Origin of the sequence: Phyllobacterium sp. 21LDTY02-6, assembly GCF_023554255.2 — a bacterium.
In the GTDB taxonomy this organism is placed as follows: domain Bacteria; phylum Pseudomonadota; class Alphaproteobacteria; order Rhizobiales; family Rhizobiaceae; genus Phyllobacterium.
Map to the genome: position 1 here is coordinate 311,464 of NZ_JAMJWD020000005.1, position 21,099 is coordinate 332,562.

Sequence of the window (21,099 nt, forward strand, 5' to 3'; positions counted from 1 at the left end):
GGAGGGCCTGTTCGTTTTATCCAGTCGTGAAACAGAATGGGAGGAGCACCATGAAATTGAGAACGCTGGCCATCGTTTGCGCGGCCGTTCTTGCTACCGCAGGCCAGGGATTTTCTGCCGAACGCGCTCTGCGAGTCGCGACGAGCGTTCCCCACAATCACTATCTCACCAAGGTCGTCAAAGAATTTGCCGCGAATGTAACGAAGCGGACGAATGGCGAAATCGTGTTCGAATTCTATGATTCCGGATCGCTCGTCAGCGATCAGCACATGGACGAGGCGGTAGCGAATGGCACGATCGACATCGGGATCGCGTCGGCATCCATTCTCGCCGGCACTGTCCCGGCGCTGAATGTCTTTGCCGTTCCTTTCTATTTCGATACCCGCGAGAAACTTGACCGTGCCGTCCTGCCCGGCACGCCGATCCGCACCATGCTGGATAAAAGGATCAACGAGACGGGGTCTCATGCCCTTTTCTGGATCCCTTACGGCTTCATCACGATGATTACAGCGGGCAAGGAAGTTCATCTGCCCGCCGATATGAACGGGCTCAAGATCAGGACATTCGGCACGACCGTCAGCGAGTTTGTCGAAGCGCTCGACGCAGCACCGGTGGTTACCAGCGGCGGCGAGCAGTTTCTGGCGCTCCAGCGCGGTATCGTCGATGGCGGGTTGACTGGCTGGCCGTCGGTCGAGGAGCGGCGCCTCTACGAAGTTTCCAAATATGTGATCGCCACGGACCACATGTACGAGACGCATTTCGCCCTGATGAGCGAGAAGGCGCTCGACGCAATGCCGGGCGAGCTTCGGGCCATCTTTCGAGAAGAAGCCGCCAAGCTTGAGGCCGTTTTGATGGACCGCATCTTCGACGCCACGAAGCACACGCGTGACGTTCTCTCCAACAAGATGGAGATCATCGATCTCACGCCCGAAGAGATCGGCCAGTGGAAGCAGAAGACGGCGCCTGTCGCCAAAGCCTTCTACGAAAACGGAAACGAACTTGCCCGTTCCGTGTTCGAAGAAGCGCAGAAACTGCAATAGGCGGCTTGGTGCTCCTCACGCTGCCGTAAGGCCAAAGGACCGGTCAACACTAGAAGCAAGGATGGTGGCTCAGCCACCGTTACGGCCAACTGCGCATATGCGCAAACGCCTGCGTTGGTCAGGCGTGAAATTCTGGGAGGAACGGCATTATGCCCCCGCAAGAAAAGAAGTGGGTGAACGCCATCGAGGCGACTATCCTGAAGATCGGTGAATACAGTTCATGGATCTACCTCTTCATCGGCGTCATCGTCGCCTATGAGGTGGCATTGCGATACTTTTTCAATAGTCCGACGGATTGGGTAGAGGAGACCTCACGGCTCGGCATGGTCTGGGCGACATTCCTCCTGTTTCCGGCCTGTATGAATCGCCGGCAACTGATTTCGATCACGCTTCTTTCCGATGCCGTGGGTGAGCGTGGCAAGATGATGCTCGAGGGACTTGCCTTTGCGGTCATCTCCGTCGCTTGTGCTCTTGTTTCCTGGGAGGCGACCATTGCGGCATTTGATTCCGCCGCGGTTGGCCGCGCTACGGCAAGCGTGCTGCGCATTCCGTACTGGCTCTTCTATCTGCCGGTTGCCGTCGGTTTTTTCCTATTCTTCATCCAGGCCGCGCTGGATCTGATCCTGCTTGTCGCCACCGGCCAACGTCGCAAGACCGAACTCAGCCACGAGGATATCTGATATGGAAAGCGTTCTTGTGCTGATCGCGCTCTTCGTCTTCCTGTTTACCGGCATTCCAGTCGGCATCGCACTGACGACGACCGGAATCGTGCTTCTGATGATGAAGGGCGTACCGCTCGCCAGCGTGTCCATGGAATTCCTCGGCTCGGTGAATAATTTCATCCTGCTCGCCGTACCCGTCTTTTTGCTCACTTCCAACATCCTGCTAAAGGCAGGTGTGGCGAAGGACCTCTTCGACGCAGTACAGCGGTGGGTTGGCGGCGTGCGGGGTGGAGTTGCGATCGCGACGATCATCTCCTGCGGCATTTTCGCTGCGATCTCGGGCTCCTCCGTCGCCGTTGCCGCCATGATCGGCACGGTTGCCATCCCCGAAATGGTGAGCCGTGGCTATGACCGCCGCTTCGTCATGGGCACGCTTGCTGCCGGCGCCACGCTCGGCATTCTCATCCCGCCTTCGATCCCGCTGATCATCTATTCCGCGGTGGCGGAGGAATCCACGGCGCAAATGTTCCTCGCAGGCGTGGGCCCAGGCCTGTTCCTGATTGCCGCCTTCCTGGTTTATTGCGTCATCAAGTCGTTCCTTGGCGGGGCTCCACAAACCGAGGCCGCCGCCGGAGATGGCGGGCGCATGATGGCGAGCGTGCGAGCCCTGCCGACAATCGTTATCGCGCTGACTATGATCATCGGCATCTATGCGGGCGTCTTCACACCGACGGAATCGGCCGCTGTCGGCCTCGTCATGACGCTGATCTATGTCTTCGGCATGCGACGTGGCGTGTCCTTTACGGACTTCCGCGAGGCAGTATTCGGGGCGGGTCTGACGACCGCTAACCTTCTTCTGATCATCGCCGGAGCCAATGTCTTCGGCAAGGCGATCATGCTTTACCGCATTCCTTACGAAATTTCAGGGTGGATCGCTGCCAATATCGAATCAGCCGGTCTCTTCATGATCTCGGTCACGGCGGTTCTGCTTGTCATGGGCCTGTTCCTGGAAGGGATCGCGATGATCCTGATCGTGTTGCCGGTGCTGCTGCCGTCACTCGGCGTTCACGGCATCGACGCGGTCTGGTTCGGCATCTATTTTGTGCTGATGATTGAAATCGCATTGATCACACCGCCGGTCGGCATGAACCTCTTCGTCATCCAGTCCGTAGCAAGATCGAGTTTGAAAGAGGTCATGCACGGGGCATTGCCCTATGTATTCATCATGCTGGGCGCTGTGCTGGCGATCTACTTCTTCCCGGAGATCGTGACCTACATTCCGTCACTCAGTAAGTAATAAGATGCCGGTGTCGGGGAGGGGCACTACATGCCCCTTTCACGTTAGCCGCAGGAGCCGCGGATGATGAGTTTTCCGCGCATGGCGATCAGTTCATCCGGCAGGCTCGGGTCGAGGGTGCGGGCCTGCAGAAGCTCAAAGGCGCGCTGGATCATCAGTGGCAGAGGCTGCTGGATTGTGGTCAGGTCGTAGATCGGCCGCGCCGAACTTGGCAGGCCGTCGAAGCCGGCGACGGCAATATCTTCGGGTACGTTGATCGATGCGAGGCGCAATGCGTCGAGGACGCCCATCGCCATAATATCGCTAAGCGCGAATATCGCATCCGGCCGTTCATGCGCGGGCAGGGCTGCGATCTCCTGGCCGGCTGCATAGCCTCCGTCATAGTTGGAGTGGCCATCGATGCGGACGGCCAGTTTCAGGCCCGCCTGCTCCAGTTCGGAGACGAAACCTTCCTCGCGTTCCCGCGAGGTCGAACTGCTGGACGCGGTATAGACCAGCCCGAAACGGCGCCTGCCGCGGGCGATCATCAGCCTGGCAATCTCGACTCCACCGGCGCGGTTGTCGCAAGTGACAAAGCAGCCATGGGCAAGGGCCACACGGTTGACCATGACCAGCGGCACGTTGTTCTGCGCACAGATTTCCGCTGCGCGCGACGACAGGATGGCTGACGAGATGATGCAGCCGTCGACCTGATACTGGATTAGCGCCTGGGCAGTGATGTCTTCGATCGGCCCGCCGCCGGCATGGATGATGAGCAGACGAAAGCCGAGCTTCTCGGCCTGTCGCGTCGCTTCATATAGAAGTTCCAGGTAGAAGGGGTTTTCCGCCGATCCCAAAACGAGGCCATAAAGCCCGCTCTTGCCGGAAGATAGCGTGCGCGCCAGAACATTGGGCATGTAGCCATGTTCTTTTGCAAGCCCGAGAATCAAGTCCCGCGTCTTCTTTGAAATGCGGGTGTCTCCCTTCAGGGCACGCGTCACCGTCGACGGCGCGACGCCGGCCAGTTCCGACAGGGTGACGACCGTTGCTCTGCGTGGTGCTGGTGGGGTCAAAATTGAGCTCATGCGGCTTCATAGCAAAACGGTGGCGGCCTGTCGCGTCGATATGCGCCAACTGCGAGTCGGTGGAAAATGCGCCGGCGGCGACAAAATTTTAGAACGCAACTTGACATCGAACACATAAACCGTTTGGATCAGATTGCGCAAACGTTTGCGCAACTTTATTGATTTGCTTGATGTGGGAGGAGCGATGTCCAGTTCAAAACGCCAGATGAAAATGGTTGGCTTTCTGCAGGCGCAGAATTGCTCCATTGCACCAGGCTCGTGGCGGCATCCTGCCGGTGCCGTCGACTTTCTCTCGCCTGAGTATTTCCAGCGCATCGGACGCATCCTGGAGGAGGGCAAGTTCCATCTCGCATTCTTCGACGACCGCCTGGCGATGCCGGATATCTATAGCGACGATCACGAAGAGGCAGTCGAGAACGGGGTGCGCGTCGTCAAGATGGACCCGGTTTCGATCATCACCGCGATTGGTATGGCGACGAGCCATATCGGTCTTGGCATCACCTATTCGACGACCTATTACGAGCCTTTCCACGTGGCACGCCTGTTCGGCACGCTCGACCTGATGACCAAGGGCCGCGCCGCATGGAATGTCGTGACGTCGCTCAATAATTCGGAGGCCGCCAATTTCGGCCGTACCGAGCATCTCGCCCATGATCTGCGCTACGAGCGAGCCGACGAATTCATGGAAGTGGTGACGGGGCTGTGGAACAGCTGGGAGCCCGACGCGCTGATCGTCGACAAGGAGACGGGCCGGTTCGCCGATCCCAAGAAAGTTCATCGTCTGAATCACAAGGGCAAGTATTTCAGCTCGCGTGGCCCACTGCCTGTGCCGCCGTCGGCGCAGGGACGCCCCGTGCTCATCCAGGCCGGCCAGAGCGGCCGTGGCCGCCAGTTTGCCGGTAAGTGGGGCGACCTGATCTTCGTCGTCTACCCGACGATCGAGACAGGCCAGAAGCAGTATGCCGCCGTAAAGGAAGAAGTCGCCGCCGCCGGTCGCGACCCGGACGAAGTTGCAATCTGTCCGGCCTGCTATGTCTGCGTCGGCGAAAGCGTGGAGATCGCTGAGGAGAAGCGCGAATATATTCGTGCGCTCGCCAAGCCGATCGATGCCCTCGTACTTCTGTCGGAAGCACTCAACTTTGATTTCGCCAGCAAGCCGATGGACAGCGAGTTCACCGACGAGGAGCTGAAGAAGCTTTCCTGGTCGGGCTTCAAGGAGCGGGTGATCACGCTGAGCGGCAAACCCAACCCGACCGTGCGCGACTTCGTACACTATTCCGGTCGCGGCACGATCGGCGAGTTCCCGATCTTCTGCGGCACGCCGACCATGGTCGCAGACCAGATGGAAGAATGGTTCACCTCGAGGGCCTGCGACGGCTTCGTGCTCGCCGCGACGCACACCCCAGGCGCCTACGAGGATTTCGTGCGCTACGTGGTGCCGGAGTTGCAGCGACGCGGCGTCTACCAGAAGGACTATGCCGGTACGACGCTCCGCGAAAATCTCGGCATCTCCATGCCGACCCATCCTGCCCAGCGCCGCGCAGCCGAATAAGACAGCAGTCGGAGAAGATCGATGAAAGAATTCAGAATGCTCTCGACGAGCGGTATCCTCGGCTATGGCTATGCGGAAGAGTCGCTCAAGATCGGTATGTCCTGGGAGCCGCATGTCATCGGCTGCGATGGCGGCAGCACCGATCCAGGGCCCTATTATCTTGGCGCGGGAAAATCCTTCTGCTCCCGCCTGTCGGTCAAGCGTGACTTGCGGCTGATGCTGCAGGCGAGCGTCGCGGCGGGCATTCCCTGCATTATCGGTACATCCGGTGGTGCGGGCGGGGAGCCGCATCTGCAGGATACGGCAGCGCTTGTGCGTGAAATCGCGCGGGAGGAAAAGCTGTCTTTCAAGATGGCGCTAATCCATTCGGAACAGAGCAAGGGCGATCTTGCCCAATGGGCCACAGCCGGCGTGACCAAGCCGCTGGGGAAGATGAGGCCGCTCGATCGCGGCATGATCGACAACGCAACCCGCGTTGTCGGCATGATGGGGCCGGAGCCGTTCGCCAGGGCGCTCGACGAAGGAGCGCAGGTCATTCTCGCTGGTCGCAGCAGTGACCCGGCGCAATGGGCCGCACCCGCAATCCGCGCCGGCATGGCGCCCGCACCATCCTGGTATGCGGGCAAGATGCTGGAATGCGGCGCCGAGCCGACGGTGCCGAAGGAGCCAGACTGCATCTTCCTGCGTGTTCGCGACGATCATGTTGTTTGCGAACCGCCGAACCCGATCCGTCGTTCGACGCCGCTGGCGGTTGCGAACTTCGCGCTGCATGAAAATTCGAGCCCTATCCATCATGTCGAGCCAGGCGGACTTCTCGATACGGCCAATTGCCGGTTCCAGGCCATCAGCGACCGCGCGGTCAAGATCGACGGGATGACCTGGACGCCCGCGGAACGCTACACGGTGAAGCTGGAGGGGGTCGAGATGGCCGGTTATCGCGCCATCGCCATCTGCGGCACGCGCGACCCGATCCTGATCTCGCAGATCGACGATTATCTCGCGACCCATCGTGAGAAGGTGGCTGTGAAGGCCGAGTCCTTCGGCGTGCCGCGCGACGACTACCGGATGATCGTCCATTGCTACGGCAAGGATGGTGTCATGGGCAGCTGGGAGCCGGTCAAGCAGATCACCAGCCACGAACTGGGCTTCGTGATCGAGGTGGTCGGAAAGACTGCGGATGTCGCCAATGCGGTGATCGCCATGGCCCGGACCTCCATGCTGCACGCGGACTTTCCAGGACGCCTCTGCAAGGAAGGCAACATGGCCTTCCCGTTCAGTCCGTCCGATATCGACATGGGACCGATGTACCGCTTCAGCATCTTCCATACAGTCGAGGTAAGTGATCCTTGCGCTCTCTTCCCCATCGAATACGAGAAAGTTTGACCATGGCCCTCATCAGAGACATTGCCCAAATCTGCAAAAGCAAGAATGCCGGTCCTTTCAACGTGACGATCGACGTGTTGTTCGAGGATCACTCGGTCTATCAAGAGGTGAAGGCCACCGGGGTGCTGAACGCCGCGCTGTTTTCAAAACTCTACGGCGTCAAGGAAGAGGACGTGCTCTTCACTCCCTACGACACGGCGTCCGCCTTCAAGGCAACCTTTCCGCGGGCGGTACCTGCCGGCGATATCGGAGATACCGACGTCTATGGGGCGCAGCAACATGCGCCGCTGCTGGATGTAGATATCCCGCTTCAGAAGTGACCTGAAAACCGCGCATGGGTCTTCTTGCAGGAGGACGCAGGGAGGTCCATGCGGTTGCCACTATCAGCTTTGGGAGGAGCTTATGGCCACAGAAACATCCGACATCCGCAAGGTTGCGCTCGCAAGCTTCATCGGGTCGACCCTGGAGTGGTACGATTTCTTCATCTTCGGTACGGCCACGGCCCTCGTCTTCAACAAAATATTCTTTCCTGAATTCGACCCCGCAACGGGCATGATCGCGGCCTTCGCGACCTTTGCTGTCGGGTTCATCGCCCGCCCGTTGGGCGGCATCGTGTTTGGCCATTTCGGCGACCGGATCGGCCGGAAGGCCATGCTGGTGCTCAGCCTGACCATGATGGGGGGCATCACGTTCCTGATCGGCCTCATCCCCACTTATGCGGTGCTCGGCGTCGGTGCGCCGATCCTTCTGACATTGCTCCGCTTTCTGCAGGGCTTTGCGGTCGGCGGCGAATGGGGAGGGGCAACACTGATGGTCGTCGAACACGCGCCCAATCGGACGCGGGGCTTCTTCGGCAGTTGGCCTCAGATGGGCATTCCGGCGGCACTTCTTCTGTCGTCGGGCATGATGGCGCTCGTCGGCGCGCTGACGACGCCCGAACAGTTCATGGCTTGGGGATGGCGCATACCGTTCCTGTTCAGCGGCGTGCTGCTGGTCTTCGGCATCTACCTGCGCCGCCGCCTGGCGGAATCGCCGAGCTTCCGGAAAATGAAGTCCGAGGGCGAGCGTGAGCGCCTGCCCGTCGTCGAAGTGCTCGGCAAGCACGGCAAGAAGACCACCCTTCTCATCGCCTGCCAGGCAGCAGAGAACACGAGTTTCTACGTCGTTGCTGTCTATTCGCTTGTCTACCTCACCACCGTGGTTGGCATTGATCGTGGCACCGCATTGAATTCCCTGATGATCGCTGCGGTATTCTGTTTTGTCGCCCAGCCAATTTTCGCCGCTTTGTCCGACCGGATCGGCCGCAAGCGCGTATTCATGGGCGGGATGATTTTTAACGGCCTGTTCATCGCACCGTTCTTCCTGTTCCTCGATACGGCGAACGTGTTCTGGATCACGGCGGCGATGATACTTTCCATCGTCCTCGGACAGGCGACGACGCAATCCACGCAACCCAGCCTCGTCGCCGAGCAATATACCGCCTCGGTGCGATATAGCGGCGTATCGGTCGCCTACCAGTTCGCCACCGTGCTCTGGAGTGGGCCGACGCCGATGATCGCAGCAGCACTATGGGCGTGGTCGGGAACCTGGATACCGCTTGCGTGCTACATCATGGCAGCTGCCTGCCTCTCAGTCCTCAGCATCGTTCCGTTGCGCGAAGCAGCCGGTGCCGATCTCGAAGAGGAATCTAACGAAGGCGCGCTCGAACCGGCATCCTCGACACGGGCCGTCCATCAATATCAATAAGACAGGAGCCAGACGCCATGTCCCATGATCAACGCATTCTCCGCAACGCCCTCGGATCTTTCGCTACGGGTGTCACCGTCGTCACCACTCGTGCCGTTGGCGACAGGGATATCGGACGGACGGCCAACAGCTTCAGCTCGGTCTCGCTCGATCCGCCGATGATACTCTGGAGCCTGGCGAAAACCTCGTCCAGCTTCGAGGATTTCAGGCAGGCCGAACATTTCGCCGTGCATATCCTGTCGGCAGACCAAAGCGACATATCCGGCCTGTTCGCCAGCAAGAAGGAAAACAAGTTCGATGGGCTGGCAGTCGAGCGTGGCGAAGACGAAATTCCGCTTCTGAAAAACTGCGCAGCCCGTTTCGAATGCCGTACCGCCTATCAGTACGAAGGCGGCGACCACATCATTTTCGTTGGCGAAATTATCGGTTTCCAGCATTCCAGCACGCCGCCGCTGATCTTTCACGGCGGGCAGTATGGCCGGCTCATTCGCCACGCCGGCGACGCAACCTCGTTCGAAAAGAAGGAAAGCAGCCTTTCGCCGGACGACTTCATCTATCAGATTTCGCGCGTATTCTATCAGATTCGCAGCGACGCGATGGCAGAACGGCGTCGACGCGGATGGAGTGGCGCGGACTATGCCGTTCTGACACTGCTCGGCCATGAGGATGGCCGCGCGCTCGAGGAAATTCGCGAGATCGGCCGCTCGCGCGGAGACGAGATCACTGACGAAACGATCAACAAACTCAAGTCCATAGGCCTTATCAAGGTCGATGGAACAATGACGCGAACGGCGCATCTAACCGGGGAGGGTCGCAAGGCGATGATCGAGATAGTCGCAATGCTGAAATCGGCGGAAGCCGAAACTCTGGCCCTTCTCGACGAGAACGAGGCCTGGGTGCTGAAACAACTGCTGAACAGGCTCGCGACATCACGGGATAGCGGCTGGCCGCCGGTTCGGCAGCAGGCAGTCGCTGCGTCAGCTTGAGCGCACACGGATAGTGGAGGTGTGATGACCCGCTTTGCCATCGGAGACATCGTGGTCTCCGCCATATGGGAGATGGAGGACACGTCGTTCCAGATGAGGTCCTTCTTTCCACTCGTCACAGAGGAAATGCTGGCCCGGGAGCGATCCTGGCTAACGCCGATGTTCCATGACCCCGCTACGGACCAGATCAAGCTCAGCATTCATGCCTGGCTGATCGATACCGGTCGGCACAAGATCCTCGTAGATACCTGTGTCGGCAATGACAAGAAGCGTCACGCGCGCAATCAATGGTCCAATCTTGATACGCCCTTCATTGAGCGCCTGCGTGCGGCGGGCGCCGAGCCCGATGCGATCGATTATGTCTGTTGCACCCATCTTCACGCCGACCATGTCGGTTGGAATACGAGGCTCATCGACGGGCGTTGGGTGCCGACCTTCCCGAACGCAAAATATATTTTCGGGCGGAAGGAATACGATTACTGGACCGAAAAATATGGCTCCGACCCGGGCAGCCATCATCTTGCCGCTTATAACGACAGTGTCCTGCCTGTCGTCGAAGCCGGGCAAGTGGTGCTGGTGAACGACGGATACGAGCTTGACGGCTGCCTGACGTTCAAGCCGGCACCCGGCCACACGCCTGGCCATGTTGCCATTTGGCTGCACTCCAATGGCCGCGAGTGCGTGTTTTCGGGCGACATCATCCATCACCCGATCCAGCTCAGATATCCGCGGCTTAGCTGCATGGGCTGCGAGGATCCAGTGCAGTCGGCACACACCCGTAACGCCCTGCTGGCAGACATAGCAGATACCGGCAGGATGCTGATGACCGGACATTTTCTGGCGCCGCATGCGGCTCATATCGAAACCGCCGGCGAAAGTTTTCGTGTGCGGTGTTTGCCGTGCTAGCGTCGCTGGCTGCAGATCGCATTTGAAGGAGAGAGACATGAAGATCAGAGCCGCCGTGCTTCGCCAGATGGGCGCCAGCATGCCCTACACCATGAGCAAGCCACTGGAAATCGCCGAGCTTGATCTGGACCGCCCGGGACGCGGAGAAGTTCTGGTGCGTATCCGTGCGGCCGGGCTCTGCCATTCGGATCTCTCCGTCATCAACGGCAGCAGGCCGCGGCCGTTGCCGATGGCAATCGGCCACGAGGCGGCAGGCGAGGTGGTCGAACTCGGTGAAGGCGTCGACGATCTGGATGTGGGCGATCATGTCGTGCTGGCCTTCGTGCCAAGCTGCGGACATTGCCTGCCATGCTCGGAGGGACGACCGGCACTATGCGAGCCGGGTGCCGCGTCCAATGGCAAGGGCACGCTCCTCACTGGAGACATCAGGCTGCACTCTGATGGAGAGCCGGTTCATCACCATCTCGGCTGCTCCGCCTTCGCCGACCACGCAGTCGTGTCGCGGTGCTCGATCGTCAAGATCGATAAGGACCTCCCGTTCAATGAGGCAGCGCTGTTCGGCTGCGCGGTGTTGACCGGGGTCGGCGCGGTGGTGAACACCGCAAGGGTCCAAGCGGGGCAGACCACAGTGATCGTCGGTCTCGGCGGTGTGGGGCTGGCGGCTTTGCTGGGCGTGATAGCCACGGGTGCGGCGCATGTGATAGCGGTCGACCTGTCGGATGAAAAGCTGGAGACCGCCCGCGAGCTCGGGGCAACGGCGACGGTCAATGCCCGCGACGCGGATGCCGTCGAAAGAGTCCGGAAGCTCACAAATGGCGGCGCCGATTTCGCCTTCGAGTTCGCAGGCTCCGAAAAGGCGCTGGAGACCGCCTACAAAATGACCCGGCGCGGCGGAACGACGGTGACGGCCGGGCTGCCTGCGCCAACGGCGGCCATGCCGCTCAACATTGTCAGCCTTGTCGCCGAGGAGCGCACCGTGAAGGGCAGCTATATCGGTACCTGCGTGCCGGTTCGCGATATTCCGCGTTATGTCGCCCTCTACAAGTCGGGGCGCCTGCCGGTGAACAAGCTTCTCAGCGGTGCGATCAGACTCGACGAGATCAACGAGGGTTTCGACCGGTTGCACAAGGGTGAGGTGATCCGGCTGGTGGTCGAGATGTAGTGTCCGGCTCAAACGAGCCCAGACTCGGCATAATCATCATGAAAATTTTTCATGATGATTATGAAAACTTGCAAGCGGTATGTCTTCGCCCTTACAGCTTGGTCGCAAAGGGAGATCAATCATGACCATCACCTATCTCAAGCGTGGCAAACCTGCCGACGAACGCGCCGAGGACGATGCCAGGGTTCGCGCCGTCGTCGAGACGACCCTCAAGGACATCGAGACCCGCGGCGACGCCGCTGTGCGCGAGCTGTCGGAAAAGTTCGACAAGTTTTCACCGCCCTCCTTTCGCCTCAGCGCTTCCGAAATCGAAGCGGCGATGAGCAAGGTCACGGCGCGCGACATGGCCGATATCGAATTCGCCCAGGCACAGATCCGGAGTTTCGCCGAAGCGCAGAAGGCGTCGATGCATGACATCGAGGTCGAGACCGTGCCGGGTGTCATCCTCGGCCATCGCAACATTCCGGTCCAGTCGGTCGGATGCTACGTGCCTGGCGGCAAGTTCCCGATGGTGGCGTCTGCCCACATGTCGGTTCTGACCGCCTCTGTCGCGGGTGTTCCACGCATCGCCGCCGCTGCGCCGCCGCAAAAGGGTGAACCGCATCCGGCGATCGTCGCAGCCATGCACAAGGCGGGGGCGCATGAAATCTACGTTCTCGGCGGCATGCAGGCCGTGGGCGCCATGGCGCTTGGCACCGAAACGATCAAGCCGGTGGACATGCTGGTTGGCCCCGGCAACGCCTTCGTCGCCGAAGCGAAGCGCCAGCTCTATGGTCGCGTCGGTATCGACCTCTTCGCCGGCCCCACGGAAACCATGGTCATCGCCGACGAGACGGTCGATGCCGAATTGTGCGCCACCGATCTCCTGGGCCAGGCCGAGCACGGCTACAACTCCCCGGCCGTCCTCGTCACCAATTCGGAAAAGCTTGCACGCGCGACGCTGGCCGAGATCGACCGGCTGCTAGCCATTTTGCCCACCACCGAAACCGCCTCTGCTTCCTGGCGCGATTATGGCGAGGTGATCGTCTGCGACACCTATGAGGAAATGCTCGACGTCGCAAACGACATCGCCTCCGAACATGTCCAGGTCATGACCGACCGCGACGACTGGTTCCTGGAAAAGATGCATTCCTACGGCGCGCTATTCCTTGGTCCCCGCACCAATGTCGCCAATGGCGACAAGGTCATCGGTACGAACCATACGCTGCCGACGAAGAAAGCCGGGCGTTACACCGGCGGTCTCTGGGTGGGCAAGTTCCTGAAGACGCACTCCTACCAGAAGGTGACGACGGATGCCGCTGCTGCCGAATTCGGCGCCTATTGCTCGCGGCTATGCATGCTGGAAGGCTTCGTCGGCCACGCCGAACAGGCCAATGTGCGCGTTCGCCGCTATGGCGGTAAAAACGTACCTTATGGCGTCGCCGCGGAATAAGGTACATAACCCACGGGGCGTGCCACCGCTGGCACACATTCCTTCAAAAGCCGGGGCCGGAACCATGGAATTGCCGACCACACCTTCGTTTCGACTGGAAGGCAAGCGCGCACTTGTCGCCGGCGCGTCCTCTGGTATCGGCTTGGGCGGCGCCGTCGCGCTGGCGGAAGCCGGCGCCCAGGTCGTTCTCGCGGCCCGCAACGCGGACCGGCTCGCCGAGGCCGTGGAAGCTATCCGCGCGCGCGGATACTCTGCCGATGCCCTTTCCCTCGACGTCGCCGATGTCACGGAGACGGAGCGTCAGGTCGCGGCTCTCGGCCCCTTCGATATCCTGGTGAACAGCGCCGGGCTCGCCCGCCATACCCCGGCGCTCGAAACCACCACTGCCGATTTCGACGCCGTTTTCGGCATCAACGTCCGCGGTGCCTATTTTCTTACCCGGGCGATTGCCAAGGGTCTGATCGACGCCGGAAAACCCGGATCGCTCATTAACATCTCGTCGCAGATGGCGCAGGTCGGCGGCATAGACCGCGCCGTCTACAGCGCCTCCAAACACGCGGTCGAAGGCTTTACCAAGTCGATGGCGATCGAGTGGGGCAGGAGCGGTATCCGCGTCAACACGATCTGCCCGACCTTCATTCGCACACCTTTGACCGAACAAACCTTCGCAGATCCCGAGCGGGTGCGCTGGATCGAGGAGAAAATAAAGCTCAGTCGTCTCGGCACGGTCGAAGACATCATGGCCGCCGTCATCTATCTCGCCTCGGATGCATCGTCGATGATCACGGGAACGGCCCTCATGGTCGACGGCGGCTGGACCGCCGATTAGCGCTATCCAACGCCTGTGGCGCAATTCGTCTGTCCTGATGCTGTTACTGGTCGTTGCACAGCGGATGCTCATCGAAGCCGGCCACGGGGGAGGCTCTGCCAGGGCCGGGTCGGCCGCTCGATTGCTCAAGAACTTCCGATGCCGCGTTTGATGTAGCCATCGAGTTGTCATGCGCGCAGCGCTCAGATACCGCCGAATTCAGGGAGGCAATTGCAATGCTGCCACATTGGCCTCATTTTGCCTGTCACATATAGGGACGGGTAGGCGCATCATGGTTGACCAGAACACTTCTCCAAGAAAGACCACGGGAACGAAAGGCGATGCAGTCGAAGTTGCAGCTCCCATGCCGCTGAGGTTTGGGGATGATCCCTATGTCTGGGCCTGCTGGCTGTATTACGAAGACGGGCGGACGCAAAGCGACATTGCACAGATCATGGGAATCTCCCGCGCGACCGTAAACACCTATCTTGCGGATGCACGCGATCGCGGCATCGTCAATATATCGTTGGAACCAGAGCGCCTTGGTTCGCTGTTGTTGGCCAAGGAACTCAAACGGCATTTTGGTCTGAACGACTGCCTCGTGGTGCCAAGCGACGATGGTGCTCGCCCCCTGATAGACCGGTTAGGGGCCGCTGGTGGACAGGCACTATCGAGGATGATCAGATCGGGAGACACTCTTGCTGTCGCGTGGGGCCGCACGGTAATGGCTATCGCTGAGCACACGTCTGCAAGTGTGCAGGATGTAACCGTCGTGCAGGCTACCGGCGGGACGAGAGCAAATTTTGCCTACACGCCAGAGCATTGCGCTGCGGCACTGGCGCGGGCAGTCAAGGGCCGTCTTGTCAACATTACCGCCCCGGCATTGGTCAATAGTCGCCAGGCGCGTGACATCATCATGCAGGAACCGCTGGTGGAAGATCAGTTCGAGGTCCTTCAGCAGGCAAACAAGGCCTTGTTCGGAATTGCATCCTTAAGGCCAAATTCCACTATTCATACGAGCGGATTTTTTGAGTCTGTAGCAATTCAAGAATACCTGTCGAAGAACGCCGTGGGTGTCGTGGCGGGCCGTTTCCTTGATGGACAAGGCACCCCCGTGAAGGGCCCGCTGGATGAGCGCACGATCGGGATCGATCTGGATACGCTCAAGGCCATCGACATGCGCATCGCCGTAGCCGGTGGCTATGACAAGGTTCCCGCAATTCTGGCCGCGTTGAGAGGAGGATACGTGACCATCCTCATAACCGATGCTGCGACCGGTTCGGCGATATTGAGCGCCGAGGACGTACGACCGAACGTCACCAGGCCGCTACGAACGCGATCGCAGGACGAGGTCGCGCAGCCGCTAAGGACGCGCAATTTCGTGAAGAAATTCCTTAACGATGCAGATGAGGTCGTGGAGGAAATGCTGGAAGGTCTCATCGAGGCTCATAGCTCCCATCTTTCGCCAATCAACGGATCCCAGCGGGCTTTAATGGCTCGAAATGGTCCGCGCCCGGGAAAGGTTGGACTGGTGATTGGCGGGGGATCCGGGCACGAACCCTGTTTCTTCGGGTATGTCGGCCAGGGACTCGCCGATGCCGTCGCCGTTGGGAATGTATTTTCTTCTCCACCGCCTGGGCCAATTCTCGAGTGCGCACGCGCCGCCAGTGGTGGTGAAGGCGTGCTTTTCGTGTATGGCAACTACGCCGGGGACGTCATGAATTTCGAGATGGCCGCCGAGATGGCGCAGGTTGAAGGCATCAAGGTCCGAACCGTCCTGACGACCGATGATATCGCATCCTCCTCCCTGGAAGATCGCGAGGGACGGCGAGGTGTCGCGGGAAATTTCTTCATCTTCAAGATAGCCGGCGCTGCATGCGACCGCGGTCTGAATCTTTATGAATGTGAAGCGATGACCCGCCATGCCAATGACCGCACGTTCACCATGGGGGTCGCGCTGGAGTCGTGCTCATTGCCTCAAACACGGCGTCCAAGCTTCGATATCGGGCCCGACGACATAGAAATCGGTATGGGCATTCATGGCGAACGCGGGGTGATCCGACAGGAGCTGGCACCAGCCGATGCGATTGTCGATCGCATCATGGATCAGATATTCGTGGAAATGAAACCGGCCAAGGGCGACAGCGTGGCGGTGCTTGTGAATTCTTTTGGCGGCACCCCGCTTATGGAGCTTTATATTATCTACCGGCGCGTTCGGCAGCGCCTCGCCGCGCGCGGCGTCAGAATAGAAGCTAACTGGATCGGGCACTACTGTACGTCGCTCGACATGGTTGGTGCATCGATTTCGATCATGCATCTGGACAACCAGCTCACGGAACTCCTTCGTCATCCCTGCGACGGCGTGGCGATTAACATTGCATGATTACCGCTGTTACAACGAGAGTTCGTGAGTGGAATGGGAGGAAATGGAATGGGTGAGCCAGGTACGCAGCAGATCATCCGAATGTTCGAGCGGATATCTCTGGCGATCAATAGCGAAAAAGGCAGGCTCTCGGAGCTTGACGGAGCGATTGGGGATGCGGACCACGGAATAACAATGGCTCGGGGTTTCTCCGCTGTGACCAAACGATTGTCGGGTTCGAATTGCGAGACCCTTTCCCCCTCGGAAATCTTGCGCATTGCGGCATCGACATTCCTGGATGCAGTCGGAGCTTCCACCGGCCCTCTCTATGCGACCGCATTTACAGATGCGGCGCAGGCTCTGTCCGGCAAGGATCGCCTGGCGGTGCAGGAACAGGCGGATCTCATCGCGGCATTCAGCTCAGGTATAAAGCGACGAGGAAAGGGCGAACGCGGCGACAAGACAATGCTGGATGCCTGGGTTCCCGCTGCCGAGGCGGCATTGAGGGCCCGCGCTCGCGACGCAACGGCCGTCGAAATGTGGCAGGACATATTGTCGGCCGCTGAAACCGGCTGTGAATCAACCAAATCGATGGTGGCAGCGCGCGGCAGGGCTCTGCGCCTGGGCGAACGATCCCTTGGCCACATCGATCCCGGAGCAGCATCCGCCGTGGTCATCATTGCGGCCATGAAGGACACCTTTGCCGATTCCTGATTTCCTGAAGTTCGCGTGGCGGCCAGTTCAGCAAACGACCGAACGCGATCTATATTTTCCCGAATGCCGCGGTGCGAAGGCGTGGAAGCGCGAGCATCAGACTTACGCCACGCACAATCAGAAAAATGTGCAGTGCCAACCACAGACCATAGTTGGCAAGATAATGGCCCAGAACGAAAAGCGCGGCTATATAGACGACGAATGAGAAAAGCATCATGTTCCGGAGTGTCGAAGACCACGTTGCTCCCAGATATATGCCGTCCATCTGGAACGCGAGAACACCGGTGAGTCCAGTGGACGCAGCCAGCGGCAGATACCTTATTGCCTCCTCTCTTACCTCTTTCGACGTCGTGAACAGGCTGATTAATTCAGTGCCCGAAACAACAGTGACTACACCGAATACCGCAGCCAAAACGCCGCCCCAGACTGTTGTCAGTTTGACCGCCTTATCAAATGCCGGAAGGTAGCGTGCTCCCACAGCTCGGCCTGCCAGTTGTTCAACTGCGGCGGCGAATCCATCAAGAAAGAAGCTTACGATAATGAGAAAATGCATGAGAATGGCGTTTGCGGCGATTTCCACGGTCCCGAGGCGCGCTCCTTGCCTGGCGAAAAGGGCAAACGCTCCCATGAGCACAAATGTGCGGATCAGTATGTCCCGGTTGAAGACCATCAGTCGCTTTACGGCAGGGGGCGCCAGCAGCATTCTCAAAGAGATCGGGATTATCCGGCCGAAGCCGCTGAGCACAATTCCCATGCCAAGAATGGCGGCGATGGTTTCTGCGGCAACTGCTGCCCAGGCGACGCCAGCAACCCCCAGGTTGAGATAGAGGCCCCACCATACTGACAAACATATGTTGAAGACATTTATCAGGACCTGCAATCCTAAGGCGACGCGCGCATCCCCCTTTCCGAGTAGATAACCCAGTATTACATAGTTCAGCAACGACAGGGGTGCGGCCAACAGGCGAATTCGAATATAGGTATCCATTGCAGAGCTGACCGCCGGCGATGCTCCAATGAACCACATTCCGGCCAGTGAAATGAGGGGTGCGGCAGTGACCAGTAGAAGGCCGCAAAGGATTCCTAGGGCTGAAGCGCGCCAGAATATCTGCTGTTCTTCCGCAACATTGCGCGCACCATAAGCCTGGGCGATGAGACCCGTCGTGCCGGCACGCAAAAAGTTGAAGCTCGTGAACGCTAGATCAAATATCACAGCACCGGCGGCCAGCCCTCCCAACATAGCCACGTCATTGAGCTGACCGACGACAGCAGTGTCTACAAGCCCGAGGAGGGGGGTGGTCAGGTAGGCTATCGTCATCGGCGCCGCGATTGCCAACACGACCTTATTCGTTACTTCGAAAGCGTGGTCGTCTGACCGGTCAACGGTCTCCGCATGCATCATAGGCCACAGTCCTTATAAACCGTTGTCAGGTGGTCAAGGCGCTCATCGGCAGGCCTCGCCGCTTTTGAGCGTTTCGTGAGATGGAGTATCCTCAATTTCGGTTCCGGCGGATTCAGCAAGGCATTTCCCTGTTCGCCAGCTTGCTCGTCTGAGAAATCTGTGAAACTAGAGGCGATTGTCGATAATTGCGATTATCTATGGTATTTCGAATCTGTCGCTCTCTCTCCCCAACTTTGGTGACGGGAGAAATCACCTCTGAATAGGTCTCGATTGATCGAAAGAATCAATATGAGATCGTGCGTAAGTTCATTCCGTTTTGTTATGTAAGAGGACGATGTGCGACTTCGGCAAATTGAGCTATTTCGTCTGGTCGTTCGTCAGGGAACGCTGACCGCGGCCGCAGACGCCTTGTCGATTACCCAACCTGCTGCAAGCAAACTGCTCGCTCAACTCGAAAGCCACGTTGGGCTGGAACTATTTGAACGGACGAAGCGTCGTTTGATTTTGACGCGGGAAGGTGAGGTGTTTGCAGCCGAGGTTGAGCGCACATGGGAGAGCATTCAACGGCTTCGGCGTACCGCTGTCGATATCAGGCAACTGAAATTTGGTCGTTTGAACATCGCCGCTATGCCGAGTGTGGCGGGCTCATTCCTGCCGCCGATCGTCACGAACTTCTCTGCAAGAAAGAAGAATGTTTCAATTTCAGTGCATGCGCGCACTTCCGAACGCATCCATGAATGGGCGATTGGCGGCCAGATCGATATCGGCTTCACGCACAGTCGCGCGATTCACCCGCTTGTTTCGAGTGAGCTTCTGGTTCGAATTCCGGAGGTCTGCATCATGCCAACAAACCATCGGCTGGCGCATCGGGAAACTATCAGACCCGCCGACTTCCAGGATGAGGAATTCGTCCGGATAGGCGATATTGGCGACATTACCGAGGCGGACCAGGTTTTTATCGACGCCCAAATCCCCCGTAAATTAAATCTTGAAACACCGATGGCTTTCGTAGCCTGCGATCTTGTCGCTAACGGAGCAGGGCTCTCTCTAGTGGACCAGCTCACAGCCGCAAGCTACGGGCGACCAGGGCTGGTGTTTCGCCCCTTTGTGCCAACGCTCTACTCGGAAATCTGGTGCATTCGACCTAAAATGCTTCGACCATCCGGCATTGCCGATGAATTCCTCCGCGCTGTTCACGATTGCATATCCCACGTGATCCAAAGATAAAATCGCTCCCGTCAGGATCGCATGGCAGCAAATTTGTCGCCGATATCCTGCGACGCTTGTCCTGACCTTTAAAGCTGCGCTTGCTGCCGGTCCCGGCCTTTGCTGACAGGTGTGAAGCCGAGCCCCTGTGCAATCAGGCGGCCCTTTTACAAAGTTCGATTTACTATCGACATATGTCAAAAACTCACATAAGCTTTCCAGGCCTTGGCTAGCGGAGGACGGAGCGACAACAGCGCCGGCTAGCGAAATGGCCTGGGAGTTGGGCGAGCAATTCACAGGGTGGTTGGCTTGCAGCTATGCGGGAGGATGTGCGGTGTTTGCCAGATTGTCGGATCGGCAGTTGAATTTCCTTGTGGTGGTCAACGCCCTCGTGATTGCGGTTGCGGTTGTCCTCGCTGGTGATACCTTTCTCAGCCTTTACAATTTTCAATCCATGTCGGCGCAAGTCCCGGAACTTGCGCTTCTGGCGCTCGGCGTCATGTTGGCGATGATCGCGGGCAGTGGCGGCATTGATCTGTCGGGCATCGCGCTTGCCAATCTTTCCGGTATTGTGTCCTACCTGTTGATCCGCGATTGGGTTTCGGCCGATGATCTGCCGCTGACCTTCGTCGGGCTGTTCGCGGGCATTGCGCTGCTCGTCGGCCTCGTCGGCGGCATGATCAATGGAGCGCTGGTCGCCTTCGTCGGGCTAACCCCGATTATCGCCACACTAGGCACTCAACTGTTCTTCACCGGGATTGCCGTTCTCATCACCAATGGTTCGGCTGTCAGCCTCGGCTACATCGAGCCGCTTGATGATTTCGGCAACACGCCGGTCCTCGGTGTGCCCATGTGTTTCGCCCTGTTCATCGCCATTGCCGTCATGCTCGGCGTGGTGTTGCGCTACACGCCCTTCGGCCTCAAGCTTTATCTGATGGGAAGCAATGCGAAAGCCGCACGTTATGCCGGTATTCCAAACCGGCGCATGTTGTTCGTCATCTATACGATTTGCGGAGTTCTCGCTTCGATCGCCGGCATCATCATCGCTGCACGCACTTCCAGCGTGAAGTGGGACTACGGCACATCCTATGTGCTGATCGCCATTCTGATCGTGGTCATGGCCGGGGTTCGCCCCGAAGGCGGTTACGGGCGCATCATTTGCGTCGTCCTGTCGGCAACGGCATTGCAAATGCTGTCCAGTCTTTTCAATTTCATCGATATTTCCAATTTTTTCCGCGATTGCGCCTGGGGTCTGCTGCTGTTGATCTTCCTCGCAACCTCGCGGTTCGACGTGCGGTCCTTCCTTCCATTGCGAAGTTGAAGCCGCGGCATTGCTGGCGGCGCAATGCCCTCGCAGCCAGCACCTTTTTGGGGCAA

18 protein-coding genes are annotated in these 21,099 nt (G+C 58.9%); 16 read left to right on the forward strand and 2 right to left on the reverse strand.

The features are described from left to right. Positions 1-50 precede the first annotated feature (50 nt). From M8997_RS18165 to M8997_RS18175, 3 genes are all read left to right on the forward strand, one after another. Complete coding sequence (locus M8997_RS18165; RefSeq protein ID WP_250015705.1) at positions 51-1,040, forward strand: TRAP transporter substrate-binding protein; 990 nt, start codon at positions 51-53, stop codon at positions 1,038-1,040. A 149-nt stretch (positions 1,041-1,189) separates the two neighbouring features. Beyond that, complete coding sequence (locus M8997_RS18170; protein ID WP_250015706.1) at positions 1,190-1,720, forward strand: TRAP transporter small permease; 531 nt, start codon at positions 1,190-1,192, stop codon at positions 1,718-1,720. 1 nt (position 1,721) lies between these two features. Beyond that, on the forward strand, positions 1,722-2,999 hold the full coding sequence (locus tag M8997_RS18175) for a TRAP transporter large permease (protein ID WP_250015707.1): 1,278 nt from the start codon (positions 1,722-1,724) through the stop codon (positions 2,997-2,999). A gap of 44 nt (positions 3,000-3,043) precedes the next feature. On the opposite strand, the gene M8997_RS18180 is transcribed toward M8997_RS18175, so the two are convergent. Continuing rightward, complete coding sequence (locus M8997_RS18180; RefSeq protein ID WP_250015709.1) at positions 3,044-4,063, reverse strand: LacI family DNA-binding transcriptional regulator; 1,020 nt, start codon at positions 4,061-4,063, stop codon at positions 3,044-3,046. 184 nt (positions 4,064-4,247) lie between these two features. Between M8997_RS18180 and M8997_RS18185 the strand changes: the two genes are divergently transcribed. The 11 genes from M8997_RS18185 (at position 4,248) to dhaL (ending at position 17,114) form a co-directional block, all read left to right on the forward strand. Beyond that, a complete protein-coding gene (locus M8997_RS18185) occupies positions 4,248-5,615 on the forward strand; it encodes an LLM class flavin-dependent oxidoreductase (RefSeq protein ID WP_250015711.1) in 1,368 nt (455 codons plus the stop codon). Positions 5,616-5,636: 21 nt separating this feature from the next. Next, positions 5,637-6,998 carry an acyclic terpene utilization AtuA family protein gene (locus M8997_RS18190; protein ID WP_250015713.1) on the forward strand — a complete coding sequence of 454 codons (1,362 nt, stop codon included), beginning with the start codon at positions 5,637-5,639 and terminating at the stop codon, positions 6,996-6,998. Between the two features lie 2 nt (positions 6,999-7,000). Beyond that, positions 7,001-7,318 (forward strand): DUF4387 domain-containing protein, encoded by a 318-nt coding sequence (locus M8997_RS18195; RefSeq protein WP_250015715.1) that lies wholly within the window; start codon positions 7,001-7,003, stop codon positions 7,316-7,318. Positions 7,319-7,400: 82 nt separating this feature from the next. Then, a complete protein-coding gene (locus M8997_RS18200) occupies positions 7,401-8,744 on the forward strand; it encodes an MFS transporter (RefSeq protein ID WP_250015716.1) in 1,344 nt (447 codons plus the stop codon). A gap of 17 nt (positions 8,745-8,761) precedes the next feature. Beyond that, a complete protein-coding gene (locus tag M8997_RS18205) occupies positions 8,762-9,730 on the forward strand; it encodes a flavin reductase (protein WP_250015717.1) in 969 nt (322 codons plus the stop codon). A gap of 24 nt (positions 9,731-9,754) precedes the next feature. Then, complete coding sequence (locus M8997_RS18210) at positions 9,755-10,636, forward strand: MBL fold metallo-hydrolase (protein ID WP_250015718.1); 882 nt, start codon at positions 9,755-9,757, stop codon at positions 10,634-10,636. Between the two features lie 37 nt (positions 10,637-10,673). After that, on the forward strand, positions 10,674-11,798 hold the full coding sequence (locus M8997_RS18215) for a zinc-dependent alcohol dehydrogenase family protein (protein WP_250015719.1): 1,125 nt from the start codon (positions 10,674-10,676) through the stop codon (positions 11,796-11,798). A 121-nt stretch (positions 11,799-11,919) separates the two neighbouring features. Continuing rightward, positions 11,920-13,230, forward strand: a complete 1,311-nt coding sequence (gene hisD / locus M8997_RS18220) for a histidinol dehydrogenase (RefSeq protein ID WP_250015720.1) — start codon at positions 11,920-11,922, stop codon at positions 13,228-13,230. A 64-nt stretch (positions 13,231-13,294) separates the two neighbouring features. Beyond that, a complete protein-coding gene (locus M8997_RS18225; protein ID WP_250015721.1) occupies positions 13,295-14,059 on the forward strand; it encodes an SDR family NAD(P)-dependent oxidoreductase in 765 nt (254 codons plus the stop codon). A gap of 343 nt (positions 14,060-14,402) precedes the next feature. Beyond that, a complete protein-coding gene (locus tag M8997_RS18230) occupies positions 14,403-16,421 on the forward strand; it encodes a bifunctional sugar-binding transcriptional regulator/dihydroxyacetone kinase subunit DhaK (protein ID WP_250016047.1) in 2,019 nt (672 codons plus the stop codon). Positions 16,422-16,469: 48 nt separating this feature from the next. Beyond that, entirely contained in the window at positions 16,470-17,114 is a 645-nt protein-coding gene (gene dhaL, locus M8997_RS18235; RefSeq protein ID WP_250015723.1) for a dihydroxyacetone kinase subunit DhaL, read from the forward strand. A gap of 49 nt (positions 17,115-17,163) precedes the next feature. Here the strand turns inward: dhaL and M8997_RS18240 are convergent, their stop codons facing one another. Further along, positions 17,164-18,516, reverse strand: a complete 1,353-nt coding sequence (locus M8997_RS18240) for an MATE family efflux transporter (protein WP_250015725.1) — start codon at positions 18,514-18,516, stop codon at positions 17,164-17,166. A gap of 336 nt (positions 18,517-18,852) precedes the next feature. Between M8997_RS18240 and M8997_RS18245 the strand changes: the two genes are divergently transcribed. Beyond that, a complete protein-coding gene (locus tag M8997_RS18245; protein WP_250015727.1) occupies positions 18,853-19,743 on the forward strand; it encodes a LysR substrate-binding domain-containing protein in 891 nt (296 codons plus the stop codon). A 313-nt stretch (positions 19,744-20,056) separates the two neighbouring features. Beyond that, positions 20,057-21,043 carry an ABC transporter permease gene (locus M8997_RS18250; RefSeq protein ID WP_250015728.1) on the forward strand — a complete coding sequence of 329 codons (987 nt, stop codon included), beginning with the start codon at positions 20,057-20,059 and terminating at the stop codon, positions 21,041-21,043. The last annotated feature ends 56 nt before the right edge of the window (positions 21,044-21,099 follow it).